The following is a 17315-nucleotide window of genomic DNA, read 5'->3' as shown; positions in this document are numbered from 1 at the left end:
GCTCCTGCGCCGGGGCCGTGGTCGGGTCGGGCTCCTGCGCGGGAGACGTGCTGGGGGCGGCCTCCTGCACCGGGGGTGAGGACGTCGGCGCCTTGGACGAGGGGGCCGAGGAGGACGGCTTCGCCTTACGCGTGGGGGAGGGCGACGCCTTCGCCTTCTTGGAAGCGGACGCCGAGGTCGACGAGGGCGCCGGGGCGGCCGGGGGAGCCGTGGTAGCGGCCGGAGGGATGCCGGCGGGGGAGGTGGCGCTCGCGCTGGGGGTGCTCCTGGCGCTCTGTGAGGCGACCTGACCGGCGGAGACGGTCGTCGGGTGGTCGGAGGTGGTCCGCTGGCCGATGGGAGACAGCATGACGGCCACGGTGCCCGCCGCGACTCCCGTGATGAGGACAAGGTTCGTGACATGGCGGCGGGCCAAGCACGCGCCTTGCAGTTTGAGCCATGCGCTGTGCAGTGGCGGTGCCATCGGGATCCTCCTAGGTGGGGGGCCGCTACGTCGGGACGTAGCAGCGACCAGGACAGAATCCCGATGCTAGTCCGGCGGGATCATCCCCCATCCGCACCGAGAACAGAGATGACTGTTCGTCAAATGTGTTTACCAATAGCAAGATTGATGAAATTCGGAGGGATCGGACCCTGGTCGTCGATCCCCTTGGGGCCACCAGCAAGTCCCCCGGGGAGAACCCGCCCGGCACCCTCGGGCACGGCGAGGTTTCCCACAAGGGCACCTGAACACGGAGACCCCGGGTCAGCTCCGGCCGTAGACGGCCCCGACGTTGTCCGCGGCAGGACGGCCACGGCCGCACGGGCCTGCGGCGAAAGCCCGCAGCAGATTCTCGGTCACCCTGCGGGTGAAAGCCCCGGTCCTCGCGTCCATACCGTGGTCGCCGCCCTGCCCGCCGGCGTCCAACGACTCCACCCACCGCATCGTCCCGGTGGCGAACACCCCGGCACCACTGCTCGTCGAGTAGTAGGAACTGTCGGCGAAACTGCTGCGGCCGGCGCAGACCACCGGCGAGTGCGACAGGATCTCCAGCGGCCGGGGCGTGGGGTATGCGGTGTTCACCCGGTCGTACTCGACCCCGACCAGGTGCGGGAAACCGTCACCGGCCCCGACCCCGGTGCCCTCGTACAGCCAGTGGCCCGGGTTGGTCACGACGTACGGGGCGTCCACCGGGTAACCGTCGTAGAGCACACCGAGCAGCGAACTCTCCGGATCGGCGCCGGGCGGCGCACGGAAATCGGTGGTCGCGGGCCCACGGCCCGCCCGGTACCCCGGATCCCGCTGCCAGGACCCCTTGTAGCACACCACGATCCGGTCCGGCCCGAGCCCGGACGATTCGAAACGGACACGACGAAAGGAACAGTTGGCCCCCAGGAACGCCAGATTCGTCCCCGCATCCCGCGCGGCAGCGGCGTGTTTCCGCTGTTCCGGAGACCAGTACTCGTCATGGCCGAGGGACAGCACGGCACTCGCCCCGTCGAGCAGCACCGGGTCGGCGGCCAGGTCGACTCCGGTGGTGTAGGCCAGCGGGATGCCCAGCTGCTCGGCGAGGGCGATCACGGGGGCCTCGTACACCAGGAACAGCCCGGCCCCGTCGTCGTACCGGTAGGGACGGTCGAAGCCGACCTGAAGGGACCGGGTCGACAACCCGCCGGACGGCCCCTGGTAGAGGTTGTAGCCGCCCCAGAGGTTGTACGCCTGCCAGGTGGCGACGGCGTTGACGACGACGGTCCGGCCACGGACGGACCGGGAGCGGACGGTCATCGGGACGTACCGCTGACCGGCCCCGCCGTCCGCGTCCAGCCGCAGCAGGTAGCTGCCCTCCGGCCAGCCGGTGCTGTCCACGAGCGTGGAGCGGGTCCAGTCGGTCCGGACCATCCGGGTACCCGCCTCCACCGTGGCAGGAGTCTGCTTCGCGCCGGGTAACCACGGGGACTGCCAGACCGCCCGGGCCCTGGAGCCCCCGTACCAGCCCATCCGGTAGGCGGTGATCCGGAACCCGGGGGCGGTCGTCGAGACGTACAGCCCGAACGTCTCGCCGGGCAGAACGCTCACCCGGTCCGCGAAGCCCTCGATGGCCCGCTCCGGCCCCGCACCGGTGATCCGCCAATCCGCCGCCCCGGCCTTCGCATTCTCAGTCGCGGTAGGGCTCGGGCCCGTCTGCGTCCCGGCCTGCGACGAGGACGGCCCGCCGGGCCCCGCCGCGGGCCCACTGCAATCGCTCAGCGCGACGGCCGCCCCGACTCCCAGGCCGAGAAACCAACGCCGTGAGCAACCGCCACCCGTCACGCGCTTCATCCTAACGATCTCCAGGACGGGCCCCGGGACCGCGCCCGGCCCGCCGGTGTGTCGATGCCGCGACGGTGGCTCAGGGAGCCAGCACGATCCAGGTACGACCCGTCTTGAGCGGCATCGGAGCACCGCCGACCGTGTACTGCGTGGGGGCGGAGTCATCGGACTTGGACCACTTGCCGTGCCAGACCTGGCCGTCGCGGTAGAAGTCGGCGCTGCCCTCGCCGGTGGTCTGCGAGAACACCTCGTTGTCGGGCCTGCCCGCGTTGTGGTCGGTGTACTTCCCCGGCACGACCGGGACGTGCTGCACGATCACGTTCGAGGTCGTGGCGCGTCCCTGGTCGGTCGTGTTCGCAGGGTGGCCGTCCACCGACACCAGCCAGGAGGCACCGGAAGCCGTGAACGTGAACGACGCGGCCGGCATGCGGGCCGATGCCGTGGCCGCAGGGACGCCCCCGCCGGGAGCATCGCCGAAGGTGAAGCCGACGTTCTTGGCCTGCGCCAGGTCCGGGTACGCCGAGAAGACGCTCGCCGGCCGGATGAAGGTCGGTGACGATCCGCCCCGGCTGAACAGGCCGCTGCTCGGCGTGATGCCCTGGAGGTTCGCCTGCGCCAGATCGGGACGCAGCCCGGAGATCGCACCGCTGTAGGCCAGCCCCACCTTGCCGTACGCCGCCAGCAGGGGGATGTCCGACTGCCGGGCGCTGCGCACCGGCCCCACGCTCGCCGGTGCGTGCTCACTGTCGAAGACCGCGAGGTACCGGCTCAGGCCACCCTCGACCTGAATCGCGTAGACGACGTCGGCGGAGTTCAGACCGGCCTGCTGGTACTGCGCCTGCCCCACGTTGTCTATCTTCACTGCAAGCAGGTGCCCGCCTCCTCCGGGGAGGCCGGTCAGAGGTGAGAGCCCCGAGTCCGTGGCGGGAGGAGCCGTCGGCGTGGCGGGACCGGCGTTGGGGCTGGGGCCGGAGGCGGCGACCGGCCGGACGGCCTTGGAGCCGCCGGCCTGGGCGAGCGGGACGGCGATCGCGGTGCCGGCGACAGCCACGGCCGCGGCGATGACCCCGGCCTTCACCCGTCGTGAACTGGACCGCCAGCGCTCCTGGGCGGCTCGTACTACGTTCATCATCCGGAACCGGACCTCCACATTCGCCATGGGCCGCCGGCGCCGAGGGGCACCCTCTCGTCGCACGCGCGCTCTCCTGCGCGTTCCGCCGGCTGCGGGGCGGTTGCAGCCCCTCTTCGGACTGTCGCTCGCCTCGGGGGCCGGGAGAGTGCCCGGTTGGGCACGCTCCCGGCCCTGGCGCCTTGCCCCCGGTATGGAGGCGGGCCGACGGCCCGGGACGGGGCGGCGCACGTTCGGTCGGGGAGTCGCTCGCCACGCGTGTACGGCCGAAGGACCGTTGATGTGGTGCGGTCGCGGAGCGGCAGGATGTGATGATCCGTCAGATGGAGTGCGCAGGGACCGGAGAACAACGGAGCCGGGGCCCGTTCGGCGTCACGGCCGATCTGCCCAGACACCCGGGTGCCTGGCGGCGGCCGCCACCGCGACGACCGTGAGGGCGGCCACCACGGACATCACCGTCATGCCGGTGGTGACACCGTGGCGCAGGACGAGGAAACCACCCGCGAAGGCGCCGGACAGCAGGGCGGTGGCGGAGAGCAGGCGGGGGCCCGCCCGCATCGGGCCTCCTGCGCCCAGCGGGCCGTCCGCGGCGAGGCCGACGAGGGTCATGGTGATGGCCGTCGTGGTCAGGTCCGGTACGGCGAGCAGCCGCACGGCGGCGTTCTGCAACCCCATGGCGAGGGCGAGAAGCGCAAGGATCGTGTACCGCCCGGCCGGATGGTGAGCCGTGCCGATCCAGGCCGACACGGCCGAGGCGGAGCCGAACAGGGCAGTCTGCACCGAGAGGGCGGCGAGCAGGACCCGGCCGCGGTGCGGCAGTCTCCGTCCGATCCGCCCGCCCAGAGCCGCGCCCACGAGGAAGGCGGTGAGGGATACGAGCGAGGAGCTGACGGAGAAGCCCTTGGCGCCGGCCGCCGCGAAGCCGACGACCACCACGCTTCCGGTCACGTTGGCCACGAAGACGTGTCCGAGACCCAGGAAGCTCACCGCGTCGACCAGGCCGCCGACCACGGTCAGCGCGAGGAGCAGCGGAGGGAGCGGGCCGTGCCGGCTGCCGGGCCGGGGGGCCACCGTCTCCCGTATCTCTTCCCAGACCGATGCCACCGATCACCCTCGTCCTCTTGCCCGGCCGGCCCCGTGCCGGGCCGCTACCGGAGCAGGCCGAACTTCTTCAGGAGCGCGATGATGGCGTCCCAGATCCCGTTCGACACCTTGGTGGCCTTCGCGGGAGGGCTGGTGACACCTGCGCCGTTCGTGGCCGTGACGGTGAAGTCGTAGGTGGTCCCGAGCTTCAGCCCGGTGACGGTGATGGGGGAGCCCGTCCCCTGAGCCGTTACAGCGGTTCCGGTTCCCCTGGTGGGAGTCGCGGTCACGGTGTAGCCGGTGACGGAGGGGGAGTTGCTGGGAGTGAAGGTGACGACGGCCCGGGTGGGTCCTGGATTGGTGCGGACGTCCGTGGGTGCGTGGGGGGAAGGTGGTAGGGCGATTCCTCCGGGGTTGCCGACCTTGGAGTTGATGTCCACCTCGCAGGCGACGGTCGTGCAGCCGGCGGGCGCTTTCATCACGGTTCCTCCCTCGCGGCCCACGTAGAGACTTCCGGCATCGTCCACGGCGACGGAGATCGGATTGGTCCCGGTCGTGATGGTGCTCTGCTGCCCGTCCTTGAACCTGACCACGCGATTGTCGTGGTAGAAGGGCGCGTAGAAGCTTCCGTCCGGGCCCATCGCGAGATCGACAGGCCGGTCGAGGGGATCGTTCGGATTCGGGGCGAACTGAGTGATGACCTGTGACGTGCCGTTGGCGAGTGAGACCTTCACCAGCGCGTTCGAAGCGATGGTGTAGAGGTTGCCCTGTCCGTCGAGGACGGCGCCGGCTTGGGCAGCCACACTGGCGATCTTGCTCACGGTTCCGCCGGTGTCGATCTTCCAGAGCGCGCTGCCGTTCGTGTCGACGACGTAGACCGTGCCGGTGGCGTCCACGGCGACACCGTTGGGGGACTGCAGCGAGTCGGCGGGCGGCGTGGCCGGGTCGCAGTCCCGGTCTCCCGCGATGATGCTGCTGGACCCGCTCGGGGTGATCTTCATGACGGTGTAGGCGTAGTAGTTGGCGACGTAGAGGTTTCCGGCGGCGTCCACCGCGATCTTGCTGGGATCCACCTTGGCCCGCTCCGGCGGGGTTCCGGCCGGGCAGTTCGCGGTCACCGGAACGGAGGTGACGGTCCCGTCCGGGCCGACCTTCACGATCCGGCTGCCATTGGGGTCCGAGACATAGACGGGGGCGCCGCCCTGGGCCGGTTGATCGGCCGCGTGGGCGGCGGGAGCGGCAGCGGCGGACAGCAGGGCCACCGGCAGTGCGAGTAGGCCGGCGATCGCCGTCGGCCTGAGAGCCGGCCGTCCACGGCCCTGGTCTTTCCCGGGCGGCCTTCCCGGAGCGGTGCGGCACTGCTGCCCGCTGCCCTCGGAGAAGAAGCCCGATCCGGACGATGACGTTGCCGGGTCCATGTGAACCACCGTTTCCGAGCCGAGTGAGTTGCCCGGCCCAGCGGCCGAACACCGGACTCTCAGCGTGACCCGGCCCCGCACCGGTGCCCTGCACGTTCGTCTCGGCCGACGGGCAGAGAACCTTGCTTCTCGGGTGGTGGCCGTGGGAAAAGGCGCGTCAGCCAGGAGGGAGCAGAACTCGTCGAACCGCCGTGAACCGGTCGTCCGCCGTGCACGCCTCCGCCCAATCCTCTGCGGTGAGCTGGGTCAGTTCGTCGGCCAGGGAGTCCGGAATGTCCTTGTTGTCCTGCCGGGCAGATGCGGCGGATCCGAGATTGTCGAAAATGGTCGCCACCTCGGCCATTGCGTCCATCAACTGCTGCTTCGACATGATCAGTTTCAGGAAATCGTCGCCGTATGCCGCAAGGCTGCCCTGTGCGGACTCGTAGAGAGCCCACCGGCCCCGTTCCGACTCCAGCGCCTCCTCGGCGTGCCGGACCCTTCCGATCACCTGCTTCCAGTAGTCGACTATTTGTGCATACTCGGGCGGTATCCCGTCCGGGAAATCCGGAATTTTAACAATCTCGCCGGATTGCAACTTTTCGACCGCATCTTCGAGGAGGTCGATTCGGGCTCCGAGGAGGCTGGACCGGACCTTCGAAAAATCTGGAAAGTCCGGAAGGCCCGGAATGTTCTTCGCCGCGTTCAGCCAGTCCCATTCGTCCGGACTGAACCGGCAGAGTCGGGCCAGTCGATCCGCGGAGGGGATCTCATTCCGATTCAGGGAGGTCAGTACCGAGAGGGCGTCGGCGACAAGCGAGTTGATCCGGAGATATCCATCGGACAGTCCATGGATTTCGCATAGCTTGTAATACTTATGCTGCCACTCCGATGGGAATACGAGCTCGGCGAGCCCGTGCTGAATCGCCTCGAAAGTGCCTGTGTCGCTGCTGGCGGAGGCCTGAGCGGCGTAAAAGTGATCGAAGACTCTCCGCCAGAGGGCGAGCTTCCTAGCGTATGCCTCCGGCAGGCGAGGGGGGAGGTTCAGATTGTCGATGTCGACTATTTCTCCCTCCTCCATCCGCTCCAGGAGGTCGTTGAAATACTGCCTGAACCCCAGCGCCTCCCTGCCCCTCTCCTCCAGATCTGCCACGCTTATCAGTGGCTCGCCGTCCGGTGCCGAAACAACCCCGCCGGAATCCACGGTGAATCTTCCGTCCGGCAGTTCGAAGATTTCCTGGTAGGCCAGCAGGCAGTCGAACCCGGGATCTCGTTTCATGATGTCGAGGAGGATCCCGGCAGACTCCTTGTGCTCGGTGTATATCTCCGCCTTGGAGCTGTCCCGCGAGTAGAGGAGCAGGCGGGAGAAGGTCTTCCGCACGTTCTTGCTGCTGGCGCGGCCTTCATGGCTGAGCTTGAATTCAACGTTCCAGAGATCACGGCCGACGCTTCTGCTGAGACCCAGCCCGGAGGCGCGGGCAGAACACCAGAATGCATGATCATCCTCGCTCATTATCGTGAGGCCGTCCTGTACCGTCTCGAACGTGGCGAGATCGTGGCCCACAAGGAGCGTCAGTCTCCGCAGGTCCGTGATCGTCCCATCCGTGGCGGAGAAACTGACGAAGACATCCCCCCTCCTCGCTTTCCGCCAGCTCCGAACGGCCTCCGCCAGGGCCTCCAGACGGCTCTCCGGATGGAACCGGCCGTTCTTCAGGATCCCCGGAGTTCCGTCCACAACCACATCGGCCACACCGCTGGCGGGATCCACCCGGAGCACCCGCATCTCCGTCGGCAGTGTCGGTCCCTTCAGATTGCTGATCGCATCGGTGACCAGCTTGTGCAGGGCCTCCCGGTCCCGGGTCTTCGCGAGGACCTTCGGGTTCACGAGCCCGTCGAGCATCACCGCGAGCCCTCCCACCCGCCACAACAGACCTGCGACCGGCACCAGCTGCGCGGCCGTGCCGGCCGGGCTGTTCGCGTTGGCAGCCGCCCACTCCAGGGCCGGGGCGATCGTCTGTCCTACGACGTTGGAGAGGTAATCGGCCTCCTCCGCCACCTTGGCCCGGACCTCGCCGCCGGCCGGGTGGCGGTACTCCATACCGACGTGCTCCAGCACGGTGTCCAGGTTCTCGGCGTCGGCCCGCGCGATCTTCGACGTCGTCAGGCGCTGGACACCATCGTGAACGGCGGTGAGCCCGGTCGCCAGGGCGGTGGCCGAAGCGGCGACCACAGGGTTCAAGGTCGCGGCCCCGGCGACCAGGCCGAGGTTCTGGATCACGGCGCTCAGAGCGGTGACCGTCAGGTTGATCGAGAACTGTGCGGCGGCCACGCCCGGATGCCGGGCGGCGAAGTTCTTCTCGATCTTCTCGGCCGTGTCTTTCACGGCCCACCGTACGAGTGCTTTGTTCGATGCGAGCAACTGCTCCCCGAACCTCTCGTACGCCTCCGTGTAGGCGGTCCACTGGGCCAGCACCTCCTGACGCCGCTCACTCTTCTTCTCGTCCGGCACGCGGCCGGCCGGGCTCAGCGCCCGGCGCATCTCGAAGCAGGCGTCCCGCAGTCGCGACTGGGCACTCATCGTGGGCGTGTAGGCGGCCTTGAGCCGGCTCAGCAGCTCCTCGCGGCCCTCCCAGTAGCCCTTCTCATAGCTTTCGAGGAGGGCCGCCACCTTCGGCGTCACCGCGCGGGTGTTGGCAGCGATCAACGATTCCAGCGCGGCCAGGGTCGCCTCGGAGACGGCCCCTGAAGCGTCGCCCTCCCAGTCCGCGGACTTCGCCTCCGCGATCGACCTGGCCTCGTTCGCCTTCCGGATCTCGCGGATCTGCTTCGACGAAGCTCCGCGCGGCGCCGTCCGCCGCGCCACATCCCGCTGTTCCTCGAGCCACGCCCGCACATCCGCACATGCGCCGAAGAACTGCAGTGAGATCAGGAGGTCGAAGTCCGTCCGGAGCTGAGAAGGGATTCCGCCGGTACGCCCGCCCCCGGCCTGGTGGGCCTTGACCACGTCCGCCCAGCGTTGGAGCGCAGTTCGGTCCCCCTGGACGTACGACGCGTACCACGTGACGAAAAGGGTGGTCCAGGGCTTCCCCTTCTTCAGGAGGTCGCGAAGGTCCCGTGGCCGCTTGTCCCGGACGAAGTCGAGGTCGGTCCCCGGAGTGACCCAAGTTGGAGCCGGCATGACCACTTCTCCCGTGAACAGTTCTCAAGACCGCCCACCAACAGTCGTCGTTCCCCGAGACCGTCCACCAGCCCGGAAGGGGAAGCCTTTCGGGCAGGACATCCGAGCCGTGGCACACCGCACCCGCGCAGCGGGCACCCGGCCGGGTCAATCGACGCGCTTCGCGACCTGGACGTGCTGCTCGTCGAAGACGACCGCGTACCGGACGCCCGGATGGAGCGACTCGCCGTAGCCGGCCGCACTCTCCGGGGGATCCGACCACCCGGTCGACAGGTCCAGCGCCACGTACCGAGGCGCGCCGACCGCCGTACCGATCCAGAACGGAGTGGTGCGTGGAGCGAGATGAGCCAGCAGCGGGACGTTGGCCTCGACCGTGGCCCCGTCCGGGACGGTTGCGACCGCGGTCCGCAGCGCCGTCAGCCGCCCGGCGTTCCTGGCGTAGGTCGACGGCATGAACAGCCCGGCGACCGGAAGCCCCATGGCCGGACAGAGAACCAGCGAGATGGCCGTGACCGCCGGGACGACGGCCTGGGTGGCATACGCACGCAGCCAGACCGGTGTCGGGTACGCCTCGCACCGGCGGACGGCATCGATCAGGGCGAGGAAGAGGACCGGCATCAGCACCGCGTTGTAGTGCCAGTCCATGCCCCAGTAGGCACTGTCGGACGAGGCGAAGCGCCACAGCAACGTCGGCACCGCGACCAGGACGAGCGGTGACCGCAACGCCAGGAAGGCGGTGATCAGCAGCAGGTACCCCAGCGTCTGGAGTTTGATCTCGGTGAAGAGGAAGCCGTGCACCAGGTCCAGCGGCGCACCGGTCGACGAACCACCCCGGAGCTTCGACGCGTAGTCATAGTGCCCGTTCGGGTTGAAATGAGGGATCACCACCTTCACGGTCAGGATCAGCATGCCCGTGCCGAAAGCGGCCAGGACCGCCCCGAGCGCATACTGCCGCAGCAGGATGAGTACGAGGGCGATCGCGACGACCGTCATCCCCATGTCCTCTTTGACCAGCACCAGCGCCGCCGCCCAGGCCGCAGCCCGGTACCACCTCCGCAGGATGATGTTGCGCAGCGCGAGGGCCGACAGCGGCACCGCGAAGCATATTTCGTGGAAGTCGAAGTCCACGCCCCGCTGCAGCCCCCAGGAGAGGCCGTACGCGACACCCACCGCAAGGCTCTTCGAACGGGACACGAAAGCGGCCGCCGTGCTCGAGACGATCGGGATCGAGCTCGCGAACAGCGCCGCCTGGGCCACCAGAAGCGTCACGGGGGTCGGGAAGACCCGGTATGCCGGGGCGAGCAAGGCCAGGACCGGGCTGAAGTGGTCGCCCAGGATGTTGTAACCGGGGCCCTTGACACTGACGACCGGTGCGTGGAGTGACGCGTACTGCCGTACCTCCTGGACGAAGATCGCCAAGTCCCAGGACATCGAGGCGTAGCGCACGTGGCGGATGACGCCGATCACGGCGTAGACGACGAAGAACAGCAGCCCGAGGAGAAGGTGCGGCACGGCCCCGGCCGGAACGAGACGCTGGGGGAGGCGGCGGAGAGCTGGGGTGCGTGAGAGCATCGCGGTCTTCTCGGACGTGTACAAGGGGCACCGCCCGCGGTACGGGCGACAGTTGCCACGGTGGTCCGGTCGAGCGCATGTCGGGTGCCCATGCGGGCCGCGAAGCGGGCCGAGCGGCAACCGCCGCTAGCGGACCCGGCGCCGCTCTCCCGGCCTGCGGACATGCGTGACGACCTCGACGGCACCGTTCTCACCCTCCGGGTCCTGGCCCGCCAGCACGGCGGCCAGCCGGCACGCATCCCTGCGGAGGTCACGGCGCCAGGCCACCGCAAGGTGCGGCCAGAACAGCAGCATCGCACCGCCGAGCCGGGAGACGACCTCGATCTCCACCCTCACGCCGTCGGCCTCGTCACAGAGATGGAAAACGAGCTCGGGAATCTGCCACCCCAGCGGAGTCCACATCCGTCCGCCCCGGAAGGCCACCTCGTACGGACGGCTCGCGGCGCTGCACAGCAGCCGACTGTCGTGATGCCGGCCGGGAAACCGGTAGCGGTAGACGGCCCCGTACGCCGGCACCACGTCGGCCCCGTCGACCTCGATCACCGCGCTGCTCCACAGCGGCAGGTTCCGGGCGTTGGCCAGGAAAGCGAAGACGTTCTGCAACGGTGCCTGGACGAAGACTTGTGCGGTGATGGCGGGCATGCGGTCTCGATCCGTTCGATCGCATCGTCCGAGCGGCAGCGGCGCGGCCGCTCGGAGTCCATGGGATCGACCGTAGAGCCGGCGGGACCGGCGGGCAGAGAACGTCCGGGCAACCCTTCAGACAGCCCTGCCGACCCTGGTGCGACCTCAGCGGGTGGGGCTTCGGGGAGAGGGCCGGGAGTGGAACCAGTGAGGGGGCGGAGGGGAGCCGACTGCCCGAGAGCGCGGCCCGTCGGGGTGGGATCCACGGACGACAGGCGTGCCGGGCGGGCAATTCCCGTGCGGCGTCGACATGCTGTCATGGAGGCCGGGCTCCGCCGTGCTGGGGATGGCGGGCGGAGCGGGTGGCAGCAGGCCACCGACCCGGCGGCCGCCCCACAGCGCCCCCCTCTGAGTGGGCGGCCGTCCGGGGTCCGGGGCGCCGGTCGGCTCGGTACGGGCCCGCCTGGCCCCCGCAGGGGCGCGGTACCGGCACGATGTCCTGGGCGCCGACGCGACGGCCGACGTCAAGCCCCCTGCCGTGTCGTGGGTACCGGGCCCGCGCTACACGGCTGCCTGCTGGGTCCTTGAAGAGTCCCTGAAGATTCCTTTATGGCTGTTCAGATGTCCCGGTCGTGGGTCGACGATGTACCCGCACCGCCTCGGCGAACGATCCGTCCACGCGCAGACCGCAGGAGACAGCCATGCCCACCGAGTACGCCGCCACCCCGTCGGCGGCCGCAGAACCGAGCGAGGCCGATCCGCAGAACCGGGCCCGCCGCGAATCCCGCACCACCGACTGGGACCACGTCGACCCGGACGACCCAGCCGAGCGGTTCATCCCGCTCCGGCTGCCACCCGACGACCGGGGCCGGGAGCTGTGGGCGGTCCTCGACCTGCGGACCAGGCTGTGGTCCGCCGGCACCGACGGGGAGGTTCACCTGTTCGCACTGGAGCACGTCGCCCGCGGGCACGCCGTTCAGCTCCGCAACGTGATCGGAAGACCTCTCGGGGCCGACGCGCCACGGCGCGCGTGAGCTCGACCTGCGGCTCCGCCGCGGCCGGTGGTGCGGTGTCGTTGTCGGCGGGAGGTGGTGCCGAGGACCATCCTCCGGATCCGGTGGGCGGGCGGCTGCAGGCGGCTCCCGGTGTGCTCGGGGCCCACCCGACCGCCGCAAGGCAACGGATCTGAAGGGCAGACCTTTCTTCCCTCTTCCCGTGCCGAGCCCACCTGCCCCCCACGGCGAGCCCCTCATAGGCTCCTCTTGGATTGATCACCACGTTCCCTGCGCTTAGGCTATCTGAAAATGAAAATCAGCAATGCCGATCGGCGGCGCGCCCGCCGAACCCAGGAAGCGGACCAGCAGCCGGCCACCGCCCTCGCCGACGCGGGCACGCACGGCCCGAACCCGCGGAACACCCCACCGACGGCAGTTGCCTCCATGCCGGGAGGCCGACCGTGACCACCACATTCGGGACCGGTGCAAGCCACCTCCGCGACGCCGCCGCCGCGGCACGGGACGCCGTCGGCCAGGCACTGAGAAACGGCTCCATCGACAGACCGGACTTCGTCTTCCTGTTCGCCTCGGTCGGATACGACCAGAGCGCGATCGTCAAGGCGGTCTGGGAGGCCGCCGACCGCGCCCCGCTCGCAGGATGCTCCGCCGAGGGAATCCTCGTCGGCGACCAACCCGACGAATCGAACTTCTGCGTCGCGGTGATGCTCGCGCAGTCCGATTCCATCTCCTTCCGCCACGGCCTCGCCCCCGGCCTCAAGACGGGCTCGGGCGACGTCGGGCACGCCCTGGGCCGCCAGATCGGCCCGCTGCGCCCCGACGACCGCGCGCTCTTCCTGTTCCCCGACGGCATGACCTCGACCGTCGACGAACTGCTGGACGGGCTCAAGGAGCAACTGGACGGCATCGACCGGATCCCGATCCTCGGCGGCACGGCCGGCGACAACAACCTGTACGAGCGGAGCTTCCAGTACCTGGACGGCGAGGTGGTCGAGGACGCGGCCAGCTGGGCGATGCTGTCGGGGGACGCCCGGGTCGTGCCCGCACTGGGCCACGGGTGCGTGCCGGTCGGCCTGGACTTCACGTTGACCAGCACCGAGGGCCGGACCGTCAAGGAGATCGACGGCAGGCCCGCGATCGAGGTGTACGGGGAGTACGTGGGCACGGACGAACTCGCGGACTGGCAGACCGTCGTGGTGAGCCTTCCGTTCGGCTTCCCCGTGGCGGACGGCGTCGACGGCTACGTCCCCTACGTGGCCCTGTCGCAGAACAAGGAGGCGGGGACGGTCAACCTCCCGGTCCGGGCACCCGAGGGGACGCGCGTCAGGCTGATGCGCAGGGACATCGACCTGCTGACCTCGAACGCCGACCAGATCGCGGCATACATCAATGCGGAGCTCGGCTCGGCCACCCCTGATCTGATCATGCAGTTCGAATGCGCCGGGCGGGGACGGCACTATCTACCGGAGAGTCAGACCCGGCAGATCCTGAAGCGGCTGCACAGCCAGCTCCCCAGCGTCCCCAAGATCGGGTTCTACACCTTCGGCGAACTCTGCCCGACCGCGGGGCAGAACCGGTTCCACCACTTCACCTGCGTCCTCGCCGCTCTGGTCTGCTCGTGAGCGAGGACTCTGCGGCAGCCGGGGCATCCCGTTCCTCGCCCTCGGCCGGACAGACCCTCGGCACCCGGCCCGACCTGGAGGAGGAGAACCGGCAGCTGCGGGCGCAGGTGAAACACCTGCTGCGCACGGAGGTGCGGCTGAGGACCTCGCAGGAGCGCCTCGACGACCAGATCCGTCTCTACCGCCAGCTCTACGAACTGGGCAAGAGGCTCAACGCCGCGAGCGACACCGGCGACATCCTCGACCTCGTGGCGCACTTCTCACTCTACGAGCTCGGTTTCAGCAGGTGCGTCATCTTCCGCCGCACGTCCGAGGGGACGGAACTCGTGGTGCGGGTGGCGGCCGGCTACTACGAGGCATCGGGCGAGCAGCAGATCCACGGACTGCGGCTCCCCGTGGCGACACCGGTCCTCGAACCGGTGCTGTCCCACGACGAGCAGGTGATCTGCCCGGCATCCTCCACGGAGGAGCCCCAACTCGAGTTCGGACGCATGCTCGACATGTGCGAGTACGCCCTCGTCCCCCTGGGCGGGGAGTCCCGGTCCCCGAGCGGGATGCTCGCGGTGGGCAACGCCGGTGAGGACGCGCGGTACTACACCCGGATCACCGCCGACGCCGACATCGTCGTGGGGCTGGCCAACATGGCCAGCCAGGCGACCTCCGCGATCAACAACGTCCAGTCCTACCAGGTGGTGAGCGCGAACGAACGGAAGTACCGACGGCTCTTCGAGAGCTCGCGCGACGCGCACTTCGTCAGCACCCCCGAAGGCGAGCTGCTGGACGCCAACCAGGCGATGCTCGACCTCTTCGGCTACACCCGGGAGGAGCTGGCGGGCGCGGACATCAGAGAGCGCTACGTCGATCCCGAGGACCGCAGACGGTTCCAGGAGAAGCTGGCCCGGGACGGCTCGGTCAGGGACTTCGAGGCCAGGCTGACCACCACGGGCGGCGTGACGATGGACTGCCTGCTGACGTCCACCGCGGAACCGGCGAGCGACGGCGGGCCGCTGACCTACCACGGGGTCATCCGCGACATCACCGAGCGCAAGCAGGCCGAGCGGCTGCTGGCCGACTACAGCAGAACACTGGAGCAGGAGGTCGCCGAGCGGACCCGCGAACTGCGGACCGCGCGCGAACAGGCGGTGGCGGCCAACGAGGCGAAGAGCGCCTTCCTGGCGTCCATGAGTCACGAGATCCGCACGCCGATGAACGGAGTCATCGGCATGACGGGACTGATCCTCAATACGGACCTCACGACGGACCAACGCGAGTTCGCCGAGATCATCCGCGGCAGTGCGGAGGCACTGCTGACGATCATCAACGACATCCTCGACTACACCAAGATCGAATCCGGCAAGCTCGATCTCGAACTCGCGCCCTTCAACCTGCGCGAATGCGTGGAGAGCGCGCTCGACCTGGTCGCCATGAAGGCCGGCGAGAAGCAGATCGACCTCGCCTACCTCATCGACGAGGACATCCCCCCGGAGATCGTCGGCGACGTGACGAGGGTGCGCCAGGTCCTGCTCAACCTGCTGTCGAACTCGGTGAAGTTCACCGAAGCGGGCGAGGTCCTACTGACCGTCACCCGTGTCCCGCGGCGGCACCACGGCCAGGGCGTCCCGGCCGGCCACCTCCTCCAGTTCGCGGTGCGCGACACCGGCATCGGCATCCCGGCGGCCCGCATGGACCGTCTGTTCAGGTCCTTCTCCCAGGTGGACTCCTCCACCACCCGGAAATACGGCGGAACGGGCCTGGGACTCGCGATCAGCAAACGCCTGGTCACGCTGATGGGTGGCGACATCCGGGTGGAGAGCAGCGGGGTCCCCGGCGAAGGTACGACCTTCAGCTTCCACGTCCCGCTCCGCGCCGCGGAGCCGTCGAACGACACGAGGCGGCTCGCCGGCGTCCAACCGCCGCTGCTGGACAAGCACGCCCTGCTCATCGGCCACCATGACGCGAGCAGACGAATCCTGAGACATCTACTCACGACGTGGGGCGTCGACATCATCGATGCCGAGTCGCCCGGTGAAGCCTTGGAACGGCTGCACCGGGGCGAGACATTCGATGTGGCGATCATCGACACCCCGGCCGCGGACGCCGACGGAACCGGCGAGGAAGCGCAGATCCGCGAGCTTCACACCACGGGCCTTGCGCTGATCCTCTACTCCACGACACTGCGGCTGAGCCCGGAACTCCACGGGGCGACCGTCATGGCCAAACCGGTCAAGGCCTCCCAGCTGTTCGACGCGCTGATGGTCGCCATCCACGGCACGGCGGTCTCGGATCTTCCCGTCAGACCGCAGGCCCAGATCGTGCCGCTCGACGGGCCGCCACTGAAGGTGCTGCTGGTGGAGGACAACCAGGTCAACCAGAAGCTCGGACTGCTACTGCTCGAGAAGCTCGGCTACCGCGCGGACACGGCAGCGGACGGCCTGGAAGCCATCGCCGCCGTCGACCGACAGCCGTACGACGTCATCCTCATGGACGTGCAGATGCCCAACCTCGACGGCCTGGAGGCGACACGGCGAATCGTGGCCGCCCACACGGGCACACCACGTCCCCGGATCATCGCCATGACCGCCAACGCCATGGAGGGCGACCGGAGACTCTGCATGGAGGCCGGAATGGACGACTACATCACCAAACCCATCCGTGTCGCCCAACTGGCCTCCGCCCTGCGAGAGTGCCGGCCACTGTCCGGCCGCACCGCATCGGACAGTTGCCCTCCGTAAGGCGGAGGCCTCGGTGCGGGCGAACTCCTCGTCTGTCTCCGACTCGATCTCTGCCCGGTCATCGTGCACCGCAGATCCGAACCCCGACCCGAACGGGCAGAAGCTTCCAGGCAGACAACGGGATCGGACATCACATTCCATCTCACTGCGGATCCAGCTGGTTCGTTGATCCGACGGTGCGGCGATGGCGGTGTTCCTGGGGACGGCCACGTCGAATCGCGGCGCCACGGAGAGGCGCGCGCTGGTCACCCCGGCCTCCCGGAACGTTCACCACCGTCTCATCCGCGCCGCCGGACATGCCTCAGCAGAACCCGGACCGTAGGCAGGGGCAGCGATGAGCGCCCGGTGTGCTGCGCTGCCGTGTGGTGTTCCCGGGCAGTGGCAGTGTGACCCTGAAGGCTGTGCGACAACTCCTGCATCCACCCACATCAACAGCCGATACACCGGAAATCACGATGGATGAACACCACAGAGACGATGCCCCTGACATTCCCGAAGATCTCGACGAATAGCCCCCCGCCGCAGTCCCACGGCACGACGCCCGAAAGCCAACCGAACCACGCACCGAGACCCCGGTCGAACCCCCCGTCCCCGCCTCGCCGCGCGGCCGCACCGGGGCCCCGATGACCGGGCTACTGGCGGCCGTCGACCCGACCAGCGGGTCCTCCCTGCTCG

The 17315-nt window shown here is 69.0% G+C and carries 11 protein-coding genes; 4 read left to right on the top strand and 7 right to left on the bottom strand.

The window, feature by feature from the left end:
• On the top strand, nucleotides 1–290 hold a 290-nt coding region (locus tag AA75_RS49370), incomplete at its 5' end, for a hypothetical protein (protein ID WP_158515507.1).
• Between the two features lie 455 nt (nucleotides 291–745).
• On the opposite strand, the gene AA75_RS15595 is transcribed toward AA75_RS49370, so the two are convergent.
• The 7 genes from AA75_RS15595 to AA75_RS15565 all read right to left on the bottom strand — a co-directional run bounded on the left by AA75_RS15595 (nucleotide 746) and on the right by AA75_RS15565 (nucleotide 11291).
• Nucleotides 746–2056 carry a N,N-dimethylformamidase beta subunit family domain-containing protein gene (locus AA75_RS15595; protein WP_359887851.1) on the bottom strand — a complete coding sequence of 437 codons (1311 nt, stop codon included), beginning with the start codon at nucleotides 2054–2056 and terminating at the stop codon, nucleotides 746–748.
• 313 nt (nucleotides 2057–2369) lie between these two features.
• Nucleotides 2370–3449, bottom strand: a complete 1080-nt coding sequence (locus AA75_RS15590; protein WP_082526544.1) for a DUF3048 domain-containing protein — start codon at nucleotides 3447–3449, stop codon at nucleotides 2370–2372.
• Between the two features lie 342 nt (nucleotides 3450–3791).
• Nucleotides 3792–4523 (bottom strand): YoaK family protein, encoded by a 732-nt coding sequence (locus tag AA75_RS15585; RefSeq protein ID WP_033820620.1) that lies wholly within the window; start codon nucleotides 4521–4523, stop codon nucleotides 3792–3794.
• Between the two features lie 44 nt (nucleotides 4524–4567).
• Nucleotides 4568–5764: a fibronectin type III domain-containing protein gene (locus AA75_RS15580; protein ID WP_033820619.1), complete on the bottom strand. Its 1197-nt coding sequence runs from the start codon at nucleotides 5762–5764 to the stop codon at nucleotides 4568–4570.
• A gap of 313 nt (nucleotides 5765–6077) precedes the next feature.
• Nucleotides 6078–9077 carry a hypothetical protein gene (locus AA75_RS15575; protein WP_033820618.1) on the bottom strand — a complete coding sequence of 1000 codons (3000 nt, stop codon included), beginning with the start codon at nucleotides 9075–9077 and terminating at the stop codon, nucleotides 6078–6080.
• Nucleotides 9078–9224: 147 nt separating this feature from the next.
• Nucleotides 9225–10649 (bottom strand): DUF2079 domain-containing protein, encoded by a 1425-nt coding sequence (locus tag AA75_RS15570; RefSeq protein WP_149038162.1) that lies wholly within the window; start codon nucleotides 10647–10649, stop codon nucleotides 9225–9227.
• 126 nt (nucleotides 10650–10775) lie between these two features.
• Nucleotides 10776–11291: an SRPBCC family protein gene (locus AA75_RS15565; protein WP_033820617.1), complete on the bottom strand. Its 516-nt coding sequence runs from the start codon at nucleotides 11289–11291 to the stop codon at nucleotides 10776–10778.
• 683 nt (nucleotides 11292–11974) lie between these two features.
• On the opposite strand from AA75_RS15565, the gene AA75_RS15560 reads away from it, so the two are divergent.
• The 3 genes from AA75_RS15560 to AA75_RS15550 all read left to right on the top strand — a co-directional run bounded on the left by AA75_RS15560 (nucleotide 11975) and on the right by AA75_RS15550 (nucleotide 16640).
• Nucleotides 11975–12307: a hypothetical protein gene (locus tag AA75_RS15560; RefSeq protein ID WP_033820616.1), complete on the top strand. Its 333-nt coding sequence runs from the start codon at nucleotides 11975–11977 to the stop codon at nucleotides 12305–12307.
• Between the two features lie 422 nt (nucleotides 12308–12729).
• Nucleotides 12730–13908: an FIST signal transduction protein gene (locus tag AA75_RS15555; protein WP_033820615.1), complete on the top strand. Its 1179-nt coding sequence runs from the start codon at nucleotides 12730–12732 to the stop codon at nucleotides 13906–13908.
• Nucleotides 13905–16640, top strand: coding sequence for a PAS domain-containing hybrid sensor histidine kinase/response regulator (locus AA75_RS15550; protein ID WP_051812487.1), 2736 nt, complete (start codon nucleotides 13905–13907; stop codon nucleotides 16638–16640). Before AA75_RS15555 ends, AA75_RS15550 begins: the two co-directional genes overlap by 4 nt.
• Nucleotides 16641–17315: the final 675 nt, after the last annotated feature.

It is taken from the genome of Kitasatospora sp. MBT63 (genome assembly GCF_000710465.2).
GTDB lineage: Bacteria > Actinomycetota > Actinomycetes > Streptomycetales > Streptomycetaceae > Kitasatospora.
This window is presented reverse-complemented; position numbering and strand designations above follow the sequence as displayed.